Annotated in this window: 21 protein-coding genes and 1 other annotated feature; of the genes, 7 read left to right on the forward strand and 14 right to left on the reverse strand. The window is 46.0% G+C overall.

Annotated features, from left to right (window positions below; all coding sequences use genetic code 11):
- Nucleotides 1–136 precede the first annotated feature (136 nt).
- Together RBB45_RS07470 and RBB45_RS07475 are read right to left on the reverse strand one after the other, a co-directional pair.
- Complete coding sequence (locus RBB45_RS07470) at nucleotides 137–802, reverse strand: vWA domain-containing protein (protein WP_306009379.1); 666 nt, start codon at nucleotides 800–802, stop codon at nucleotides 137–139.
- Between the two features lie 52 nt (nucleotides 803–854).
- Complete coding sequence (locus RBB45_RS07475) at nucleotides 855–1,472, reverse strand: PH domain-containing protein (protein WP_009793960.1); 618 nt, start codon at nucleotides 1,470–1,472, stop codon at nucleotides 855–857.
- A gap of 150 nt (nucleotides 1,473–1,622) precedes the next feature.
- Between RBB45_RS07475 and RBB45_RS07480 the strand changes: the two genes are divergently transcribed.
- Nucleotides 1,623–2,534 (forward strand): VanW family protein, encoded by a 912-nt coding sequence (locus RBB45_RS07480; protein ID WP_009793961.1) that lies wholly within the window; start codon nucleotides 1,623–1,625, stop codon nucleotides 2,532–2,534.
- A 28-nt stretch (nucleotides 2,535–2,562) separates the two neighbouring features.
- Here the strand turns inward: RBB45_RS07480 and cls are convergent, their stop codons facing one another.
- From cls to RBB45_RS07510, 6 genes are all read right to left on the reverse strand, one after another.
- Nucleotides 2,563–4,074, reverse strand: a complete 1,512-nt coding sequence (gene cls / locus RBB45_RS07485; RefSeq protein WP_022543574.1) for a cardiolipin synthase — start codon at nucleotides 4,072–4,074, stop codon at nucleotides 2,563–2,565.
- A 141-nt stretch (nucleotides 4,075–4,215) separates the two neighbouring features.
- A complete protein-coding gene (locus RBB45_RS07490) occupies nucleotides 4,216–4,371 on the reverse strand; it encodes a hypothetical protein (protein WP_306009380.1) in 156 nt (51 codons plus the stop codon).
- Nucleotides 4,372–4,444: 73 nt separating this feature from the next.
- Nucleotides 4,445–5,683, reverse strand: a complete 1,239-nt coding sequence (locus tag RBB45_RS07495) for an ATP-binding protein (protein ID WP_009793964.1) — start codon at nucleotides 5,681–5,683, stop codon at nucleotides 4,445–4,447.
- A 143-nt stretch (nucleotides 5,684–5,826) separates the two neighbouring features.
- Nucleotides 5,827–7,257, reverse strand: a complete 1,431-nt coding sequence (gene proS, locus RBB45_RS07500) for a proline--tRNA ligase (protein ID WP_306009381.1) — start codon at nucleotides 7,255–7,257, stop codon at nucleotides 5,827–5,829.
- Nucleotides 7,258–7,400: 143 nt separating this feature from the next.
- Nucleotides 7,401–7,610, reverse strand: a binding site (T-box leader).
- A gap of 345 nt (nucleotides 7,611–7,955) precedes the next feature.
- Entirely contained in the window at nucleotides 7,956–8,996 is a 1,041-nt protein-coding gene (locus tag RBB45_RS07505) for a threonine aldolase family protein (protein ID WP_306009382.1), read from the reverse strand.
- Nucleotides 8,997–9,012: 16 nt separating this feature from the next.
- Nucleotides 9,013–9,666: a phosphatase PAP2 family protein gene (locus tag RBB45_RS07510; protein WP_094769669.1), complete on the reverse strand. Its 654-nt coding sequence runs from the start codon at nucleotides 9,664–9,666 to the stop codon at nucleotides 9,013–9,015.
- Nucleotides 9,667–9,810: 144 nt separating this feature from the next.
- Here RBB45_RS07510 and RBB45_RS07515 point away from each other — a divergent pair, with 144 nt between their 5' ends.
- The gene (locus RBB45_RS07515; protein ID WP_101550973.1) at nucleotides 9,811–11,010 is read left to right on the forward strand and encodes a M20 family metallopeptidase; all 1,200 of its coding nucleotides are present in this window, start codon (nucleotides 9,811–9,813) and stop codon (nucleotides 11,008–11,010) included.
- 43 nt (nucleotides 11,011–11,053) lie between these two features.
- Here RBB45_RS07515 and RBB45_RS07520 read toward each other — a convergent pair whose 3' ends face one another.
- The 4 genes from RBB45_RS07520 to RBB45_RS07535 all read right to left on the reverse strand — a co-directional run bounded on the left by RBB45_RS07520 (nucleotide 11,054) and on the right by RBB45_RS07535 (nucleotide 14,995).
- On the reverse strand, nucleotides 11,054–11,764 hold the full coding sequence (locus RBB45_RS07520; RefSeq protein WP_306009383.1) for an EcsC family protein: 711 nt from the start codon (nucleotides 11,762–11,764) through the stop codon (nucleotides 11,054–11,056).
- A gap of 116 nt (nucleotides 11,765–11,880) precedes the next feature.
- Entirely contained in the window at nucleotides 11,881–13,092 is a 1,212-nt protein-coding gene (locus RBB45_RS07525; protein WP_253616513.1) for an ABC transporter permease, read from the reverse strand.
- Nucleotides 13,085–13,825, reverse strand: coding sequence for an ABC transporter ATP-binding protein (locus RBB45_RS07530; protein ID WP_094769683.1), 741 nt, complete (start codon nucleotides 13,823–13,825; stop codon nucleotides 13,085–13,087). Before RBB45_RS07530 ends, RBB45_RS07525 begins: the two co-directional genes overlap by 8 nt.
- A gap of 558 nt (nucleotides 13,826–14,383) precedes the next feature.
- Nucleotides 14,384–14,995, reverse strand: coding sequence for a zinc dependent phospholipase C family protein (locus RBB45_RS07535; RefSeq protein WP_224949933.1), 612 nt, complete (start codon nucleotides 14,993–14,995; stop codon nucleotides 14,384–14,386).
- A gap of 155 nt (nucleotides 14,996–15,150) precedes the next feature.
- On the opposite strand from RBB45_RS07535, the gene RBB45_RS07540 reads away from it, so the two are divergent.
- The 3 genes from RBB45_RS07540 to RBB45_RS07550 all read left to right on the forward strand — a co-directional run bounded on the left by RBB45_RS07540 (nucleotide 15,151) and on the right by RBB45_RS07550 (nucleotide 17,588).
- A complete protein-coding gene (locus RBB45_RS07540) occupies nucleotides 15,151–15,570 on the forward strand; it encodes an HIT family protein (protein ID WP_009793974.1) in 420 nt (139 codons plus the stop codon).
- Between the two features lie 290 nt (nucleotides 15,571–15,860).
- Nucleotides 15,861–16,940 (forward strand): 3-phosphoserine/phosphohydroxythreonine transaminase, encoded by a 1,080-nt coding sequence (gene serC / locus RBB45_RS07545; RefSeq protein WP_224949985.1) that lies wholly within the window; start codon nucleotides 15,861–15,863, stop codon nucleotides 16,938–16,940.
- Nucleotides 16,941–17,066: 126 nt separating this feature from the next.
- Entirely contained in the window at nucleotides 17,067–17,588 is a 522-nt protein-coding gene (locus RBB45_RS07550; RefSeq protein WP_009793976.1) for a tryptophan transporter, read from the forward strand.
- A 347-nt stretch (nucleotides 17,589–17,935) separates the two neighbouring features.
- Here the strand turns inward: RBB45_RS07550 and yhzF are convergent, their stop codons facing one another.
- A complete protein-coding gene (gene yhzF, locus RBB45_RS07555) occupies nucleotides 17,936–18,127 on the reverse strand; it encodes a membrane protein YhzF (protein WP_009793977.1) in 192 nt (63 codons plus the stop codon).
- Nucleotides 18,128–18,322: 195 nt separating this feature from the next.
- Here yhzF and RBB45_RS07560 point away from each other — a divergent pair, with 195 nt between their 5' ends.
- Nucleotides 18,323–18,694 carry a YtxH domain-containing protein gene (locus RBB45_RS07560; protein ID WP_101550979.1) on the forward strand — a complete coding sequence of 124 codons (372 nt, stop codon included), beginning with the start codon at nucleotides 18,323–18,325 and terminating at the stop codon, nucleotides 18,692–18,694.
- 261 nt (nucleotides 18,695–18,955) lie between these two features.
- Nucleotides 18,956–19,531 carry an HTH-type transcriptional regulator Hpr gene (locus tag RBB45_RS07565; protein ID WP_009793979.1) on the forward strand — a complete coding sequence of 192 codons (576 nt, stop codon included), beginning with the start codon at nucleotides 18,956–18,958 and terminating at the stop codon, nucleotides 19,529–19,531.
- A 1-nt stretch (nucleotide 19,532) separates the two neighbouring features.
- Here the strand turns inward: RBB45_RS07565 and RBB45_RS07570 are convergent, their stop codons facing one another.
- Nucleotides 19,533–19,868: a YhaI family protein gene (locus RBB45_RS07570; RefSeq protein WP_022543568.1), complete on the reverse strand. Its 336-nt coding sequence runs from the start codon at nucleotides 19,866–19,868 to the stop codon at nucleotides 19,533–19,535.
- Nucleotides 19,869–19,952 lie beyond the last annotated feature (84 nt).

Here is a 19,952-nt window from a genome sequence, read left to right on the forward strand (position 1 = left end):
TACATTCCCCTGCGTGATGAGTGTTCATTCATAGCTCATGACAAGGAGTTGTTACTAATTGTATATACGATCTAAATTTATAAACGTTTCAATGTTCAGAAAAAATAAGAAAAGCCTGACAGATGCCAGGCTTTTCTTATTTTAAAACGCCTTTTTCCCGCGCTTCTTTAATCCATGATGGAAATTCATCAAGAAGATGGTCATACAATTCTTCATCGCTTACCTGCCCGATATCTTTAAAATGATAAAAATTCGCGTTATCAATATAGCGGCCTTCCATTGTATCCAATTTTTCCAGCACGTCGAAATTTGCATCGCCAATACCGACAAACTGCCAGAAAATAGGCTTGCCTGCCGATTTTACAATCGGTTTCCTGATCGTCTTTTTGCAGCCGCCATCATTGATAAAGACAATGAACGCAGGATCGCTGCTCGGATCTTCCAGTGTGTATTTGCTGATGACATCCTCCATGACAGGAGGTTCGTCATTGCGCCCGAATTTATGGATTAGATCGTTATTCAGGATATACTGATTAACATAGCCTTCAAAGTCCCTTTCTGTCACCGGCTTCAGCCTTGAGAACTCATTGTCATATACCCAGATATCGAGCATGCCGTCATCATCAAATTGGCTCGCAACGGCTAAGATCCGCTCCACTACTTTTTGTACCGTGCCGTTCCGGTACAAGGTGCGCATCGATCCTGAAATGTCTAAAACCAGGCCGACCCTCGCCTTGACGTGTGACAGCTTTTTCTTTTCCAGCACGACCCCGGCTGTTTTCTTCATCAAAGATATACTCATGCTACGCATCTCCCCGCTATGAATAAATTCTTATACTGCAGCGAACCGGTCCTCAATTATTAATGAATTTTTCAAAAACATATCCAAAATCTTTTACGTGGTATTTTTTCCTGCTGTTCATCAGCCAGTTAAAAGCGGTTTCGTTCAGCACCCTGAAATCATCCGTCAGGCTTCCTTCCCTTGCCCCTGCAGCCCTGCCCAATGTTGCAGAAGCTACTTCAATGCTCTTTTTGGCAAACTCCATCGAATGCTCATTTTCCGCACAAATTTCGGAGATTTTTATCAAGGCTTTATACAGGTCTTTCAGTTCTTCAATGAAGCGTTTATGTACATCTATGGAGAAAGCGGCAGAGCCTATCACAAATTTGATCTCTACATCCATGTCGACTGTCCCTGCTGTTTCCAGGAACACATTTGAAATTTGATGCTCCCTGAAGCTGTATCTCTTCAGGACTCTCTTCTTGCTCATCGCGCTTGTCCCATCTAAATGGATGACTGCTTTGTTTGTAAAGCAATATTCATCAGATTTGGATTTAATCAAAAAATAGATTTTTTCATTATCTTCATGCATCACATAATCATCAGCATCGACCTTATCATAGTCAGCCGGCGAGATGACACTGCCAATATCACTGATCCCCAGCACGTCTGAAGCCACCCTTTTGAACATATTTCTGCCTCCCTGAATAGTAAGATTCTTTTTTATAATCAGATTTATATTAGCATATACCGGAATTTTCTTCACTCTTTGAGGTGTACAGCCATTCTTCTGTATTACATGAAATTCAGGAGGCTTGCCCATACTATTTCAGGGAGGTGCATGATGAAGCTGTTATTATTTTTCGGCCTTATGGCAGCAGCTGGAGGAATTGGAACGGAACAGTTATCTGTGCTGCAGGAAGGCAAGGATGCAATAAAAGTCCAGAAAGAAGAATTCTCTGCCAATATACCCGGCCTGCCGCTGGCAGATGAAGATAAATTTAAAGCATTCCAGGCTAAAATGAACAGCCTGGCTTATAAAGAGCCGCAGGATGCCAGGATAGGCCCGGGAGAAAGAATCATCCCTGAAAAACCCGGAAGCAAATTGAATCAGGATTTATTTTCAGCGCGTTTTTATACTACTTACTACCAGTCAGGTTCAGGGAGCATTGAACTGCCTCTTCTCCCGATTTATCCAAGGGTCGACAGTGAGCTCATTCTATCTGTTAAAGCACGCCAGATCGGCCAATATGTGACCTATTTCAACTCCCATAATAAGGCCAGAACACAGAATATCAGGCTCGCGGCCGGATCAATAGACAGCATTGTTGTATTTCCCGGAGAAGTATTTTCATTTAATGAAACAGTCGGCAAGAGGACGGCAGCCAAGGGATATCTCCCAGCTCCGGTAATTGTCAGGGGAGAACTGTCCGAGGGGATCGGTGGCGGGATATGCCAGGTATCTTCAACCCTTTATAATGCTGTCGATAATGCCGGAACAAGCATCATCCAAAGATATTCCCACAGCAAGCGCGTGCCGTATGTCCCTTCAGGCAGAGATGCAACCGTAAGCTGGTACGGACCGGATTTTACCTTTAAAAACACTTATAACCAGCCCATCCTGATCCGCGCGCAGGTATATGGAGGAACGCTTGCCATCAGGGTCTTTTCTTCGGATGCCATCAAATATGAACCGCGGAACGTCCCAGGCGCAGCAAAGTTCAGCGAAGAAGATGAGAAAGCTGCTGACTGAACAAATGCCAGTCAGCAGCGCAAATGGATTAGAGCACTCCGGAAAACAGTCTGGAGAAGGACTCTTTCGTCCTCTCCCAGAGTCCGCGTTTATAATATTGTACAGGTGTTATCCGTACACTATCCCTCATATCTTCTTCGAAATGCGCTGACAGATCCCTGATTGAGCTGCAGCCAAGCAGGAAGACATTGACCTCGAAATTCAGGTGAAAGCTTCTCATATCCATATTCGCTGTTCCCACAGAAGCCATATTTCCATCTGCGATGATGATTTTCTGATGGAGAAAGCCTTTTTGGTAAGAGTAGACTTCAACTCCATATTTAAGCAGCTCGGAAAAATAGGACCTGCTTGCATACTGGGTGAGAAAGCTGTCATTCTTTTCCGGAACCATGATCCTTACCTCCACCCCTTTTGCTGCAGCCACCCGCAGCGCAGTCCTGATTGCTTCGTTCGGGACGAAATAAGGCGTGGCAATCCAAATCGACCTTTCTGCACTGGTGATCATCGAATAAAAGAAATCTCCCATGATTCCCTGCTGTGTATCAGGCCCGCTGGCAACCACCTGTATCGCCCCATTGATTTCATCCTCATCGGCTGGCCTTTCACTGACCGAATATTTGTCAAGGACCTGTTCCCGGCTGACATACTCCCAGTCCAGAAGGAAGACTGTATGCAGTGTGTATACGGCCTCACCTTCCAGCACCATATGGGTGTCGCGCCAGAACCCCATCGCTTCATCCTCGCCGAGATATTCAATCCCGACATTGAGCCCGCCGACAAAGCCGGTCTCCCCGTCGATCACGACGATTTTTCGATGGTTCCTGAAATTGATTTTCTGATTGAAGAAGCCGAATTTCAAAGGCAGGAAGCAATGAACCTTGATGCCCGCTTCCTCCATCCTTTTAATTTCATTCACAGCCATCTTCATGCTGCCGGCAGCGTCATACATGAAAAGGACCTCGACTCCTGCTTCAGCCTTCTCAATGAGGATATCAATGATCTCTTTGCCGAGCCTATCCGAGCGGAAGATATAGTATTGTATATGGATGAATTTTTTTGCTTTCTTCAGCCTTGCCTTCAGCTCTTCAAACGTTTCTTCGCCATTTTTCAGCATCTCAGCCCTGGATGAGGTGCTGATGGGGGTCATGCTGGCATTCGCAGCAAACCTGGCAAAGTTCTGCTGGTTATCCTGCAGAAATGTAAGGTCCGGTGAATCTTTCCGCTTCATCATCCTTTTCCACTGCTCTCTGTCATTGCTCCTTTTTGTGCGGAAAAGATATCCTTTCAGATAAAGCTGCCCTGAATATAAGTAGAACATATAGCCTGCCACCGGAATGAAGATCAGGACATAAATCCAGAGGAGCGTATGGTGGGAAGTGCGGTTTTCAAGAATCAGCGAGTAGATGCTCACCAGTATAATAAAAGCATACAGCCCTGCGCAGGCGAGCTTCCAGAAGTAGCCTGCACCGGTAAAGAACAGGACATACAGGGAAGCAGCCAATATAAGCAAAAAGACAAATTCTATTCTCTGTTTTTTCATACGATCATTCTCCATGTCTATAGAAAGTTTCCTTTTGTATACCCTTTGTGCCTTGAGAGGGAAACCTGGCTTGGTCTGCACCAGGTACGAAAAAAAACGGGCTGTGCCCAGTGGCATGCCCGCTTGCTTTATTCTCCCGAACTATTTTCTCATATTCTCCTGGTCTTTCAGCCTGTTCTGCTGGTCAGGCTTCCTTCCCTCTTTAAGCTTGTCAGGCGCTTCCCCGCCGGAATGCTGCTTTCGTTCATATTCAAGCAGGTTTTCCTGGTTCTGGCCATCCTTGTTATTTTCAGGCATGAGCTGTCCCTCCTAACGGTGTTTTTATCCTTATTCCCGAAAAGAGGCTTGGGAAACGCCTATTTGATCAGCATCAGTTAAATGAATGTCCCTTTGCTTCCGTCTGGGTTTTCGGGAGTATAATTTCAAAAACCGTCCCTTTATTGACCTCGCTGCTGACTTTGACGAGCCCGCTGTGATTTTCGATGATTTTAAAGCTGGTCATCAGGCCAAGGCCCGTCCCCTTTTCTTTTGTTGTATAAAAAGGCTCGCCAAGTGTGTTGATCCGCTCTGGAGGGATGCCTGTCCCTTCGTCTTTGATCATGACAGCCACATGCCCATCCTTCCTGTCCGCTGCCTTGATCGTGATGGTCCCGCCATCCGGCATGGCTTCAGCAGAATTTTTTATCATATTGATAAATACCTGCTTCAGCTGATTCTCCTCACACCATATCTCCGATTCATCCAGATCAAGCCCGGTGATTATCTGGACATTATGGATCAGGCATTGCGGCTGAATCAGTACAACCACTTCCTGAATCAGCTTCTTAAGATCGCATACCCTGTATACCGCAGCCGCAGGTTTGGCGAGGACAAGGAACTCTCCAACAATCAGATTGATCCGGTCCAGCTCTGAGATGGCAATATCGGCATACTCCCGATTTCCCTCCGCCTTCAGCAGCTGGATGAATCCTTTAATGCTTGTCAGAGGATTGCGGATTTCATGGGCAATCCCAGCGGCCATCTGCCCGACAAGCGCCAGCTTCTCTGACTTTTGCAGAAGCAGGTCTGCCTGCTCTTTTTTAACCGTAACATCCTGGCCGATTGAAAGCACTGCCTTCCTGCCCTGAAAGCTTGTAAATAAGGTGGACACTTCAAAATAAATCTTTTTGCCGTCAAGCCTGGTAATTTTCTGTTCCCTCCGGCCTGCCGGAAGTTTTTCTTTATATGTTACATCAAGTATCTTCTTGTATTTGGCGGCATCCGGCGCTTCCATAAAATCAAATACTGACCTGCCGACCAATTCCTCTTTGCTTTCAGCAGCCACCATCTTCTCAGCCGCTTTGTTTGCATAGACAATTTTGTCATAATCCTGGATGATGACAGGCTCCGGCATCGTTTCGATCAGCTGCCTGTAAAATGCTTCGTTCTCTTTCGCTTTCCCTGTAAGATATTTCAATTTGTCATATTGCCAGCCTACAAACCAGGCAATAATAGTGGCAATGGTGAAATCAACAATTTCCTTATGCCAGGGGTCATCGAAAATGAAGGCTTGCGTTAAAGTGAATAAAATAGAAATGCTGACTAAAGCGAATTGGCCCGTTCTCTTCATTTATAACAATCCTCTTTGGTGGATTTAATGTTGTCGGCGAAGCTTTCACTGCCTTAGTCAATACATTCTTTTTCCGGGCCAAAATTCCTTCCCGGCAGAAAAAATATTAAATGGTTTTCAAATAACTTTCCTGCAAAGCCCCGTTAATAAGCTTTTGCCCAATAAACGAGCTCTTCTGCCTTATTGCCGCAGCAGACACAAACATCGGATATATGCTCCTGTTCAAAAGGAATGCAGCGGGAGGTTGCACCGGTCTCCTCCTTAATTCTGTCTTCACATTCCCTCCTGCCGCACCACATTGCTTTAATAAACCCCTGATTATCCTTCAATGCCTGCTTGAACTCACCCATGCCTGCAGCATTCTCTGTTTTTTGTTCGCGTAGGTCCCGCGCTTTTTCCAGCAAATCTGACTGGATATCTTCCAGCAGCCCGGCGATTGCCTGCTCTGCCCCTTCAGCCTGGACAAACAGCTTTTCGCCTGTATCCCTGCGGACAAGCACGACCTGATTATTCTCGATATCCTTCGGGCCGGCCTCAAGCCTGAGCGGGATTCCTTTCATTTCGTACTCATTGAACTTCCAGCCAGGCTTTTTGTCGCTGCTGTCAATTCCGACCCTGAAACTCTTGCCGAGTTTCTCTTTCAGCTCATAGCAGAAATCGAGAACCCCTTCTTTATGCTGTGCCACAGGGACGATCATAAGCTGGGTTGGCGCAATCCGCGGCGGGATGATCAGGCCCCTGTTATCGCCGTGGACCATAATCATGGCGCCGATTACTCTAGTCGTAAGCCCCCACGACGTCTGATGCACATGCTGAAGTTCCCCTTCTCTGTCCGAATACTGGATGCCGAATGCCTTGGCAAAACCGTCCCCCAAATGGTGTGAGGTTCCTGTCTGGAGTGCTTTTCCGTCATGCATCAGGCTCTCAATTGTGTAGGTGAATTTTGCGCCGGCGAATTTTTCTTTCTCTGTTTTCCTGCCCTTAAGGACCGGTATGGCCAGGACGTTTTCACACAGATCTGCATAGACATCGAGCATCTTTGTCGTTTCTTCGTGCGCATCCTCGTCTGTTGCATGGCATGTATGCCCTTCCTGCCACAGGAACTCAAGCGTCCTTAGGAAAGGCCGGGTCGTTTTTTCCCATCTGACCACATTGGCCCATTGATTGTACAGCTTAGGCAGGTCCCTGTAAGAATGGATGATATTTTTATAATGTTCGCAAAAAAGGACCTCTGATGTCGGCCTGACGACTAGCCGTTCTGCCAGCTCTTCTGATCCGCCATGGGTCACCCATGCCACCTCTGGCGCAAATCCCTCGATATGGTCCTTTTCTTTCTGGAGGAGGCTTTCAGGAATAAACATTGGCATATAAACATTTTCATGCCCTGTTTCCTTGATCCTTCTGTCCAGCTCGTTTTTTATATTGTCCCACAAAGAATATCCGTAAGGTCGGATGATCATTGATCCCCTGACACTTGAATAATCGATCAGATCCGCCTTGGTCACCACATCTGTATACCATTGGGCAAAATCCTCTTCCATTGCCGTAATTTCTTTTACAAATTCCTTTGCCATGATTGCACCCCATATTCTGATTAAGTGTGAAACGATAAACGCATCAGCTCTCATCCCGGCCAGGGAAAGAGCTGCTGAAGCTTCTTGAAGAGTGCAGAAGGGCCGGCATTCTGCTGGAAAAATAAAAAAGCCCCGATTTATAAAATAGGGACCAGATCATGGCGGTACCACCCTAATTTATAAAGCAAGGCTTTATACTCTCTTCATGATAACGGCATGTGCCGCTGCTGCCTTCAAGTATCCGGCAGCGAACTCCGGGGCAGGTTCGGCAGCTGTCTATAGAAGCCTCCCACCGCCGGCTCCCTCTCTTGGATAGACATAGACTGTTTACTGATCCCCTTCATTGTTTCAGTTATTTTTCAGTATTATATACAGTGAAATGTACGATGTCAAACCTGTATTTTTTTAGATTTCAGCTGTTTTGGTTTTGCTGGGATAGATTAGGAGGAATTCAGCATGAATTTTTGTGAAGAAGAGGCGATTCTATATGAATTACTGTTTTATCAAACGGCGAATATGGTCATTCTGCCTGAATTCTGCTTTATTCTACATAAAATTCGAAAGATTTTACCTAAAATCTCAATGATTCTCCCTAAAAACTTTATAATTTTTCTTCCTTACAATAAATCCCAAAATCAACACTGAAAACCGGTGCCCTCCCTAATCAGAGAACACCGGTCCTGATGCTAATTCAAATTTTACAGCGCAGACACATGCCCCGCTGCCGTCCTGCTGACAGCATCCAGCGCCTTTTCTATATCACTGGCAGACACATCGAAATGAGTGGTGAGCCTCACCGAAGACGGCCCGAAAGTAACTGCGCGAACTCCTTCCTTCTCCAGCCTTTCTACAAACTGCTCTGAGCTCAGGCCCAGTTCCTTTACGTCTGCAACTATGATATTTGTATCTACCTGGTTGACGACAGTAATGCCTTTTATATTTTGAATCCCCTCAGCAAGCTTCCGGGCGTTCTCATGGTCTTCGTGAAGCCTGTGCCTCATCTGCGTCAGTGCAATCAGCCCTGGTGCCGCGATGATGCCTGCCTGCCTCATGCCTCCCCCAAGTCTTTTCCTCCAGATGCGGGCAGACTGGATAAATTCCCTGCTTCCGGCAAGGATTGACCCGACTGGTGCTCCAAGCCCCTTGGACAAGCATACCTGGACTGTATCAGCATGCCGGGTGAAATCAGTGACCGGCCTCTCAAGTGCGGCTGCGGCATTGAACAGCCTTGCTCCATCCATATGGACAGGAATTTTATGCCTGCGGGCAATTGCATGGATAGCCTCCATATTTTCCACAGACACAGCAGCCCCTCCAGCACGATTATGTGTATTTTCCAGACAAATCAGGCCGGTTTCGGGAAAATGCTGATCTTTCCCCCGTATGGCAGCTTCTATTGCGCCGGGATCCATTTCCCCCCGTTTTCCTGCAATCGTTCTTGTCTGGACACCGGCAAAAGCAGAAGCGGCTCCTGATTCGTAATAGAAAATATGGGACTCTGCCTCTAGGAGAATTTCATTCCCTGGTCTTGTATGCGTCAGGATGGCCGCCTGGTTTCCCTGGGTACCGCTTGTCACAAGCAGGGCTGCTTCCTTCCCGAGTATGTCTGCTGCGGACTCTTCAAGCTTGATGATGGAGGGATCTTCCGCGTAGACATCATCCCCGACTTCTGCTTCGTAAGCAGCCTTCCTCATTTCTTCTGTCGGCTTTGTCACTGTATCGCTTCTTAAATCTATCATCCTTATTCCTCCTGTCTTAATTCACTTTCCTGCCAAAGCTGCTGTTCATAAATACATAGAATATAACCCATATGTAAACCCAAATAAAAGCAAAAGCATACCCTCCCGCAACATCGGTCGGATAGTGGACCTGAAGGACAATGCGGCTGATCCCGATCAAAAGGATCCATAGGGCAAACGCAGCTGCCGCCATCATCCTGGCTCCCGCAGACTTTAATTCCTTTATGACAAAATAGGCTGTCAGCATATATAAAATGCCCCCTACCATCGCATGTCCGCTCGGGAAACTGAGACTATTCACCTCAGTGATATGCTCCAGCTCCGGCCTCTCTCTGCCGAACAGCTCCTTCAGCCGCTTGCTGGCCTCGTTCCCGAGTGCAACGGCAAACACAAGGACTGCCATGCCCAGATAGTCTCTCTTCTTGAACCACAGCCAAGCAAGAACTATAAGCGCTGCCAAACCGATGCCCTGCTTGTCGCCAAACCAGGTGAAAAATTCAAACAGCGGATAGGAAGAGGCCGAAAAAATCCCTGTGACAGCAGATGAGACAGCTCTGTCAAACCATAAAGATTCTCCCCCTGATACTGAATAGCCTATCAGCACTGCTGCAGCCACTGCCATTATAACAGCTGCCAGCGCTGCTTTTGATTGTTTTAACTGCAAACCCATACCATCTCCCCAGCTTCTTTTTCATTCACTCTTAGAATATTATTCTAAAGTTTTTCAAATTTGAAGGCTTATTATCCTGCAATTTATAAAAATAATGTTATAATTTTCGAAACAGTAAAAATTAAAACACAAAGGAGAGTTATTATGATCAGTTCATTATTCAGCAGACTTGAAGACTATTATGAAGAAATGGCAGCGATCCGCCGCTATCTCCATCAGCATCCTGAACTTTCCTTTCAGGAAGAAAATACAGCAAAATACATAAAAGAATATTATGAAAAGCTGGGAATCGAAGTAAAAGGAAATGTCGGCGGGAATGGAGTCGTAGCCAAGGTTTACGGAGAGAAGCCAGGGAAGACGATTGCCCTCCGTGCCGATTTTGACGCGCTTCCAATCCAGGATGAAAAAGATGTTCCTTATAAATCGCTCGTCCCGGGCGTCATGCATGCCTGCGGCCATGATGGCCATACTGCAACACTGCTTGTGCTTGCAAAGGTCCTTCACGAGCTGCGCTCCGAATTGGAAGGGACGTATGTCCTGATCCACCAGCATGCGGAAGAATATGCACCGGGCGGCGCTGTTTCCATGATCAAGGATGGCTGCCTTGAAGGAGTGGACGCCATTTTCGGCACCCACTTATGGGCTTCCGAACCGACAGGAAAGATCCAGTACCGGACCGGTCCTTTCATGGCTGCAGCCGACCGCTTTGAAATCACTGTACAAGGAAAGGGCGGACACGGAGCGCAGCCTCATAAAACGAAGGATGCCATTGTGACAGCCTCCCAGCTTGTCGTCAACCTCCAGCAGATCGTCAGCCGGAAGGTCGATCCAATTGACTCAGCCGTTGTTACTGTCGGATCATTCACGGCCCAAAATGCCTTCAATGTCATTGCCGATAAAGCTAAATTGGAAGGCACAGTGCGCACCTTCAGCGAGCAGGTGCGGAACGATATTGAAGAAGAATTGGAAAGAGTCGTGAAAGGAACCTGCTATACTGCTGACAGCACATACAGCTATACTTATCACCGCGGCTATCCGGCTGTCATCAACCATGAAGAAGAAACCAACTTCCTAGCCGAGTGCGCGAGATCGATTCCTGAGGTCAAGGAAGTCGTTGAAACAGCACCGGAAATGGGCGGCGAGGATTTTGCCTACTATCTTCAGCATGTAAAAGGCACATTCTTCTTCACAGGAGCGAAGCCTCTCAGCGATGATGCTGCATACCCGCACCATCATCCAAGATTCGATATTGATGAAAAGGCAATGCTGATTGCTGCAAAGACACTAGGTTCTGCGGCACTGCAATACCACAAAGTCGAGTCTCAGGAAAACGTTACCGTATAAGCAAAAAGCATCCGCCGATGATTCGGAGGATGCTTTTTTTCCTTTATTTTTTTAGAAACCGGAGCCTGTAGGCATTCCTTGCTGTCTCTCCCAGCTGGTCAAGCAGATTATAATTCGCATAAGCCCCCGCAACCGCCCCTATGCCCGGGAGCAGCTGCAGCATTTTGGCAAAGTCTATATAATCACGGTACTCCTGCTGGAACCCGCGCCATTCCATATCCTTCAGCTCTTTCACTTTCTCATCCCAATTCTCAATGACAGCCAATGTTTCCCGCCTTTTCTCATCACTTGAAAACGCAAGCTGAAACACATGCAGGATAAAAAGGCGCTCCTCATATTTTCCGGGATCATAGCCATAAATGGCTGAAGCTTCAAAAAGGAATTTCATTTTGATTGAAAGCAGCAGCGGGAAGTCGGCAAGCCCTAATAGGATGCCGCCTGCGCCTGTGCCGGCTCCTTCAATGGTTGCAGTCTTACGGTATGCAGCCAGCTTTTCAGCCAATTTTCCGTCCATTTCCTCAAGGCGCAGCCCGGCATCCAGCCTTTTCCTGGTAGTCAGATTAGAGCCTGCCAAGGTTGCTTTTACCATATTCTTGATTCCCTCGGTAATGACGGCATGTGCTTTCTCCGGGATATAGCTGTTGATTTTTGTCTGCGCCTTCTTTGAAAGACGGTTAAGCATTCCGGAACGCTTCAGCAGCTTCCTCTTCCACTCCTCCAGCTCCCGTGAAACCATCTGTTCATACTCATTCATTCGGCTGCACCCTTTCCTCTCGTTCAGCTTTTAGTTTGTGCTTAATACTACGTTTTTCTTCCGGAAAGGTTTCAGGCGCTGCAAAAAGCCTCCATTTAAATAACGGAGGCTTCTAATCAGTTCTTCAATTTCCTTCTGCTGTAAATATTCGCAAATACCCACGAAAACACGGCACCAGCTGCCGCACTGGCAAGCGCGGCCAGCCCGTCCCCCTTCAGCAGCACAACCAGGGAAAGAATGATGGTCTGCAGATAAAGGACAGCTGAGAGAAGTGAAGTAAAGGCTTTTTCCCGCCACTCTTCCTTCAGAGGGTAAAGCTGGATCCAGAGCTTGTTCTCATGATGGTTCCTGAGCGGCAGCAGCTGAAACCCCGTCAGATAAAGGAATAACAGCACAAGGAGGATCTGCCCCATCCCGAATGATATCAAATAAAGAGCCGCTCCCCCTATTACTGTCAGCCTGATGAACAGGCCGAAATAATCACCTGAGCGGATGAAGGTCCTCATATATAAATGCGCATGCAGCTTATCCTGCCCATATGGGATCCTGTTTGCCAGCCAGTCCAGCCATTTGCGCCGCTTCACTCTATCTTTAAGCTTCGGCACATCTGTAAACAGATTGGCCAGGCGGTAAAAGGATGTCATCCTTCTTTCTTCCTGTTCAATAAGATATTCCCATTTCAGGCCCTTTGGTTCAGTCTGTTTCCTGAAATACAGCCATAGTACCAGCAGGACTGCCGGTACTGGGAGCAGGAACAGGATGCTGGCATTTGAAAATAAAAGATAAAGAAAAGCTGCATTGAGGCAATACCTGATAACAGAATCGATCATCTTTGTATTTTTTTCCACGTAATATTGGACATGCCAGCGGATCAGAAGATTCAGCAGCTTAACAGCGAGTGAGCCTATCAGAAAGAAGAGAAACGGCTCAAAGCTTCCCCCGTTTACGACTGCGTACATTGGCATGAATATGCCGAGGCCCATCAGCAGAAGATAGGCCTGCACGGCCCAGCTGACACCCAGCGACCTGCGAAAATAGCCTGACAGCCTGTTTTCTACAGGCAACAGAAAGATTTTATCTGCTTCAGTCAAGAAAGTATAAACAGGGCTGTATGTCAGCAATACCCCCAGCAGGACAGCCATGATCGCAGCCGCAGGAAAATCTTCCGGGACGCCTTTAAGCCATTCCTGATAATAAAAGGCGGCCATCCCGAATAGAAATACGAGCACAATGACAATATGCCCGTTCAATATATAGCGGAGATAGCGGCTCAGTTCTTTGAGCCCATCCCCGAATCTGTTCTTCCAAAGTTTTCCCTCTTCAAACATAATCTTCTTCCTTTGTCAGCTGTATATATAGATCATCAAGTGTCGCGCCTGGCATGGAGAATTGCTGCTGCAGCTCAGAAAGTGTGCCTGCAGCCCTCACCTTGCCCTCGTGGAGAATGACAAAACGGTCGCAATACCGCTCCGCTGTAGCCAGGATATGGGTCGACATCAATATGCCCGCCCCTTCCTCTTTCATCTTCTTCATAAGATCAAGAAGCGATTGGATGCCGAGCGGGTCCAGCCCGACAAATGGTTCATCAACTATGTAAAGTGATGGCTGCACCAGGAAAGCACACATGATCATGACCTTTTGCTTCATCCCCTTTGAAAAATGGGCCGGGAACCATTTCAGCCGCTTCTCCATCCGGAATTCCTTCAGAAGGCCCTTCATTCTTTCCTGATATTCTTTCTCTTCGAGGCCATAAGCCATCGCTGTCATTCTCAGATGCTCCTCAAGCGTCAGTTCATCATAAAGGATCGGGGTCTCGGGGACAAACGCGAATTTTCTTCTGTATGCCTCCTTATCCTTGTGAAAAGGAGATCCATTGATTGTGATTTCCCCGGAATGCGGCTCCATCAGCCCGATAACATGCTTGATTGTCGTACTTTTGCCTGCTCCATTCAATCCAATCAGGCCGACGATTTCATTTGCATTCACAGTGAAGGAAACATCCTTCAGAACAGGATTCCTCGTATAGCCTCCTGTTATATTGCTAATATTCAACAAAGACATTCCAAAACGCCCTTCCATCTATTGTGATGCTTCTAGTTTAACAAAATGGCTGCGCCAGCAAAAGATTGAAGCAGGGACAAATTTAAATCCGGATGCATATCCCCTCTTTCAATGGGCATTCTAATCTATGAAGGGGAAAGATGATTTTCATCAATTGAAATGAGGTGTCTGTCAAAGACCAATTTCATTCAATATAAGCTTCCAGCGTTGCTATAAGGGGATGGTTGCATTGCACAGGAGTGCCAATTAACCAGATACTTGGAACACATGACATTCTTCTGGAATGAGGTGTTTATCAAAGACCCATCAGCCGGCTTTATAAGTTGTGAAACCTATAAAGAAACAAGGGGATGGTACGCTTGAACAAGGATCAGATCTCTCACTAAGCACTGACCATTTTAAAAAATGAGGTGTTTGTCGCAGAGAATAACCTGTAATAGAACGTTTCAGCGAAGTGATTTCCCCTTCAGAAGGAGCAGGATCCGCACCGGGTCCTGCTTTCTTTGTGATGTTTGGCCCGCAAACCTGCATCTGGTCTGCAAAAAAATCAGCAGCTTCTCAAAGCCGGGCGGCAGCCTGTTCGATTTTCAGGCAGGCAAGCTCAGCAGCTGTTCCCACATAACCTGCAATCTGGTCAAAAGTGAACACCTTTAGCGGCGCATTCAGTGCATCCTCACCGTACTCCATATCAGCAAGGCAATGCGGGACAAAATCACTAACGGCATGGGACGGCACTTCCTCCAAATCAGGCATTCCCCTATTCTCATTCAGTAACGCAGCAAGGCTGCGGCTCCCGTAAGCAGCAAGCAGCTTCCCATTAAGGAGCCCGAAATCCGCATGGTATAGCTTCAAGATCCGTTCGTCCTGATCCATTCTATTTCTCAGCCATGGCAGATAAAAGCCTTTAAGCCACAAATCATCGGCAATCAGATGCGCATAATATCCAAGGATATAGGCATGATTGCTTGTATGCCGGTACTTTTCAAGGAAAGCTTCATAATCAATCGACCTAGTAAAATCCTCAGTCTCCCCTGTGTAAAAATGCGAAAGCTCCTTTGGCGAAACAGCATCAGGTGCAATCCCTCCGAGCAAAAAGGAAGCCTTATCCCTGATCTTTAATTTTTCAGCAGCCATATCAGCTGCCAGCAGATGCATGATTCTTGAACCCACCCTGATTCTCCTTCCATATATACAGTACTTTGTAAGTTCGCCATCCTCCCTCATTCTCCTTTAATCTTTCCTTTGCCGGCAAAATTGGCGGATGATTTCTCCTCACATCCCCTGGTATGGTAAAATATTGAGAAAAAGAAAGGGCAGGTGCCATTATGCAGGATTGTATTTTTTGCAAAATCATCAATGGGGAAATTCCCTCAGCGAAAGTTTATGAAAATGAACATGTATATGCTTTCCTTGACATCAGTCAGGTAACAAAAGGCCATACACTTGTCGTCCCGAAAGTACATAAAGAAAATCTTTACGAGCTGACTCCCGAAATCGCGGCACGGCTATATGAGTCGGTTCCTGCCATCGCCAGCGCCATCAAAGAAGAATTTGACCCGATTGGGCTCAATACATTGAATAACAATGGCGAAGCAGCAGGACAGTCGGTATTCCATTTTCATCTGCATCTCATCCCGCGCTATGGAAAAGGCGACGGTTTCGGCGCTGTCTGGAAAACCCACCAGGATGAATACTCTCCTGAGGATTTGAAGCAGATTGCCGGAGGCATCAGCAGCCATCTGTAATAGCAGGAAAAAAATCCGTACTAAAGCTGAAACTGGCTGAGTGCGGATTTTTTTGTGGACCGGGCCGGTTTTAGGAGGCACTGGCGAGGCTGCTCATTTTTAAGGGGGCCCCCTTACCTGATACCCTTTTGATTCAAAATGTGCCTCAAAATTCAGACCGATAAAACAACTGTAAAGTATTCCTTTTTATCATTTTTAAAACATTCCCACTTTTTTGTTTACTTTCGTTCTGTTTCTGATAGGATGGAATAAAGTTTTTATTCTTTAAAGCACTATAGGGAGGTAAGATGATGAAGCGTGCATTGAATTTCAATGCCGGTCCGGCCGCCCTCCCTCTTTCTGTACTGGAGGAGGCACAGCGGAACTGGCTTAATTTTAATGGAACAGGAATGGGTGTGATGGAGCTCAGCCACAGGAGCCGGGAATATGAGGAGGTGCATGAAGGGGCGAAAACTCTGCTTCGGCGGCTTCTTGGTGTGCCGGATGATTATGAGGTCCTCTTTCTCCAGGGAGGGGCCAGCCTTCAATTTACCATGCTGCCGATGAATCTTTTGGCAGAGGGCAAAACAGGCTATTACGCACTGACAGGTTCATGGGCTGAAAAAGCCATGAAGGAAGCTGCCAAAATCGGCAAAACAGCATCAGCTGCATCCAGCAAAGAAGATACATACCGTTATATACCAGAGCTTTCAGGCCTGGCTGACCTGAAAGACGCTGCATATCTCCACCTTACGAGCAACAACACAATTTACGGTACACAGTGGCAGGATTTTCCTGAAACAAATGTCCCTCTTGCTGCCGATATGTCAAGCGACATCATGAGCAGAGAAATAGATGTAAGCAAATTCGATATCATCTATGCCGGGGCCCAAAAGAATTTAGGCCCATCAGGCGTAACTGTAGTGATTTTGAAAAAAAGCCTGCTTTCAGGACCGCGCGGGGACCTTCCCGTCATGCTCGACTATTTCACCCACAGCAAGAGTCAATCTCTTTATAATACACCTCCGACGCTTGCCATTTATATGCTGATGCTGGTGCTCGAGTGGGTGGAAAAAGAAGGCGGGCTTGCCGCTATCGCTGAAAGGAACAAGCAGAAAGCAGAGCTGATATACAGCAGCATCGATGACAGCGAAGGATTTTATCAGGGGCACAGCAGAAAGGACAGCCGCTCTCAAATGAATATCACATTTAACCTTCATACTAAAGAAGCTGCAGGCCAATTTCTCCATGCAGCCAAAGAAGCGGGATTCGTGGGACTGAATGGCCACAGATCAATCGGCGGCTGCCGGGCATCCATCTATAACGCCGTCCCGCTTGAACATGCTGAGAAATTAGCTGAATTTATGAGAAAATTCAAAAATAATAACTGAACAGAAACATATTCCGTTTCATCTTAATTGATAGTGTGGTATAATACGAGTAACTTTTCGCTGCAGGCAAGAGTGCACTGCAGGAAGAGAAAGAGCGAGAATAGCTGAGAAGAGGAGAGGTTAGAATTGAATACAAAGAATTTAGTTGCTTTATCATTGCTTATCGGAATGGGTGCCGTCCTTCATGCCGTTGTTCCGGGATTTTTCCTGGGAATGAAACCTGACATGATGCTCACCATGATGTTCCTCGGGATTATCCTTTTTCCTGAAAAGAAAAGTGTGCTTTTGCTGGGCCTTGCGACAGGACTGATTTCCGCCCTGACGACTACTTTTCCTGCAGGACAGATCCCAAACATCATCGATAAGCCTATCACTGCTTTTGTATTTTTCGGTTTGTTTTTAGCAGTCAAGAAGTTTAATGGTTCAGTAGTTTCAGCAGCGGTCCTGACTGCTGCCGGCACCATTATTTCAGGAGCAGTGTTCCTGACTTCCGCTCTTTTGATTGCAGGATTGCCGGGAACCTTTGCCGCATTGTTCGTGGCTGTGGTCCTTCCTGCAGCGGCTGTCAATACAGTTGCGATGATCATCCTTTACCCGGTTGCCATGAGCATCATCAAAAGAACAAAACTGACAGCAAGCCACACATAAAACCTCTCTTGAAATAGAGAAAAGAAAAAGGGTTATGGACGATGTTTTATCTTCCGTTTCCCTTTTTCTTTTTGATGTGTTTACACACGCGCAGTCAATTTAATTACCTACCATGAATATTACAGATACAATAAAATTTTAAAACCCCTGTTAATTGGAGTGCAGGGCACGTAGACTCCTGCGGGAAATAGCGGAAGAGTTGAGACCCCGCAGCCGCTTGCGGTGAGGGGGCTCAACTCCGCCCCGCGGAAAGCGAAGTGCCTGGAACGGAAATTAACAGCCACGTTCCAACCAGTAGCCTTAGAATTTAATCTTAAGATTGGATGCAGTTAAGTGTGGATTTTTCATTAGGAAAATCCAGTCAAAATAAAAGCCAGCAGAAAGAAAACAGCTCCCGCCCCCGCAAGCGCCCCTGCCCTTTTCTTTTGAATCGATTTAGGAGGATATACGCCAGGCTTTTTGGAAGCCAGCATATAATACACCGCCCCAAGGAACAAAACCCCGCACAAGGCAAATAACAGTGATGCCGCTCCGTTCATACAACCGCCCCTTCCGGTGAAATACCCGCTATTTTATCTTTATTCAGGATAAGAGATCCCTATGAACAAATGCCCCGGCCATGTTTAAACAATGAGAAGTTGTGATAAAGGAAAAGTAACATAATAGCCTGACCATAGAGGAATATGTTGTAAAATGCAGAATTGATATAAAAAGAAACTCAGAGGTGATAATTGATGAAAGCCAAATCCTTATTGCTGGGATTCCTGATCGGAGGAACGGCGGCCGGCATCAGCACATTGCTGTCTGCTCCAGCCTCAGGCAAGGACACCCGGAAGATGATCAAAGACAATAAAGAAGCAGTCGGCAGCCAGCTGGCGGAGCTCAAGACAGATTTCATGGAACTGAAAAGATCCGCTTCCTATGCTTCGATCCAGGGGAAATCACACCTGGGTGAATTTGTATCTGATATAAAGCACTCAGTTTCTGACTGGCAGAACGCAATCCGCCCGCAAAAGCTGGAACTGCAAAGAGATCTTCAATCAATCGAGCAGTCATTGACAGAGCTGGAAAATTCAATCGGAAGCTCAAAATCCGGGTCTCAGTAAAGATAATAAAAAATCCTTCTTTTTTGAAGAAAAATCCTTCAATTTAAGAAGGATTTTTTCATTTTAGGCAGAAAAGTAATATATTATAAAAATTGTTATTTTAGCCGTTCTTATAATAAACCCTTGCTGTAATGCCCCTTAACACCTAATATAATATTTATTAGGCTGATTTTCTAAAAATTTTGTATATTTATACCTTTATTAATTTTTGTTTTATTGGCATAATGATAATAGAGAATAAAAAAGTAGGTGGATTTATAGATGACGGAAAAACATTATTCAATGAAGGAAGCGATGCTTTTTAGCCAACGGATAGCTCAAATCAGCAAGGCTTTATGGAAATCGATTGAGAAAGACTGGCAGCAATGGATCAAGCCGTTTGACCTGAATATCAACGAGCACCATATCATCTGGATTGCGTACCATTTGAACGGCGCCTCCATCTCTGATGTGGCCAAGTTCGGTGTTATGCATGTGTCAACAGCCTTTAATTTCTCTAAAAAACTCGAAGAAAGGGGCCTTCTGAAATTCTCAAAAAAAGAAACGGACAAAAGAAATACGTATATTCAGCTGACTGAAAAGGGTGAAAGCGTTTTACTTGAACTGATGGAGAGTTATGAGCCTGAAACCAACGCCGTCTTTTCAGGTGCAATGCCTTTGAGGGATCTGTACGGGAAGTTTCCGGATTTTGTTGAAGTCATGGCGATCGTCCGCAATATTTATGGAGATGACTTTATGGAGATATTTGAAAAGTCCTTTGCCAATATAGAAGGCGAATTTGTGGATGAAGAAGGCAAGCTGAAGAAAAAAGAGACCGCAGAGAAAGAAATCGTTTAGACTACAGATACTTTTTGAGTTCGGACATAAGATCCATGAACAGGTTCTGCCTGAGGCAGGCCGGGATCACCATCTCAGGTTTAAGAGATGGATGGAGCTTATGCTTAAATTCTGTATAAAGCGGATGAAAGTAAACAAACCCTTCCGCTTTTTGCTCTTCCAGTTCTTTGCTCAGTTTATCACAAAGGTAGAAGAATTGTGTTACCTCTTTTTGATCCAGCGATTTTTCGACAACCATTCTGTAGAATGGCAATGTCTGCCCGGAAGCCATCATCAATAAAAGCTTCTGATGATATTCCAGTTTTTCAATTCGTTCTAATAGTTCCCCGATATTCATGAAAGAGTCCCCGCTTTGAATAGCCCGTTCTATTTTATGCATTTTCTTCGCATAGCTAATTATACAATCAAATTGGTGAAAAAT

Source organism: Bacillus sp. MMSF_3328 (assembly GCF_030733525.1).
GTDB lineage: Bacteria > Bacillota > Bacilli > Bacillales > Cytobacillaceae > Bacillus_AB > Bacillus_AB infantis.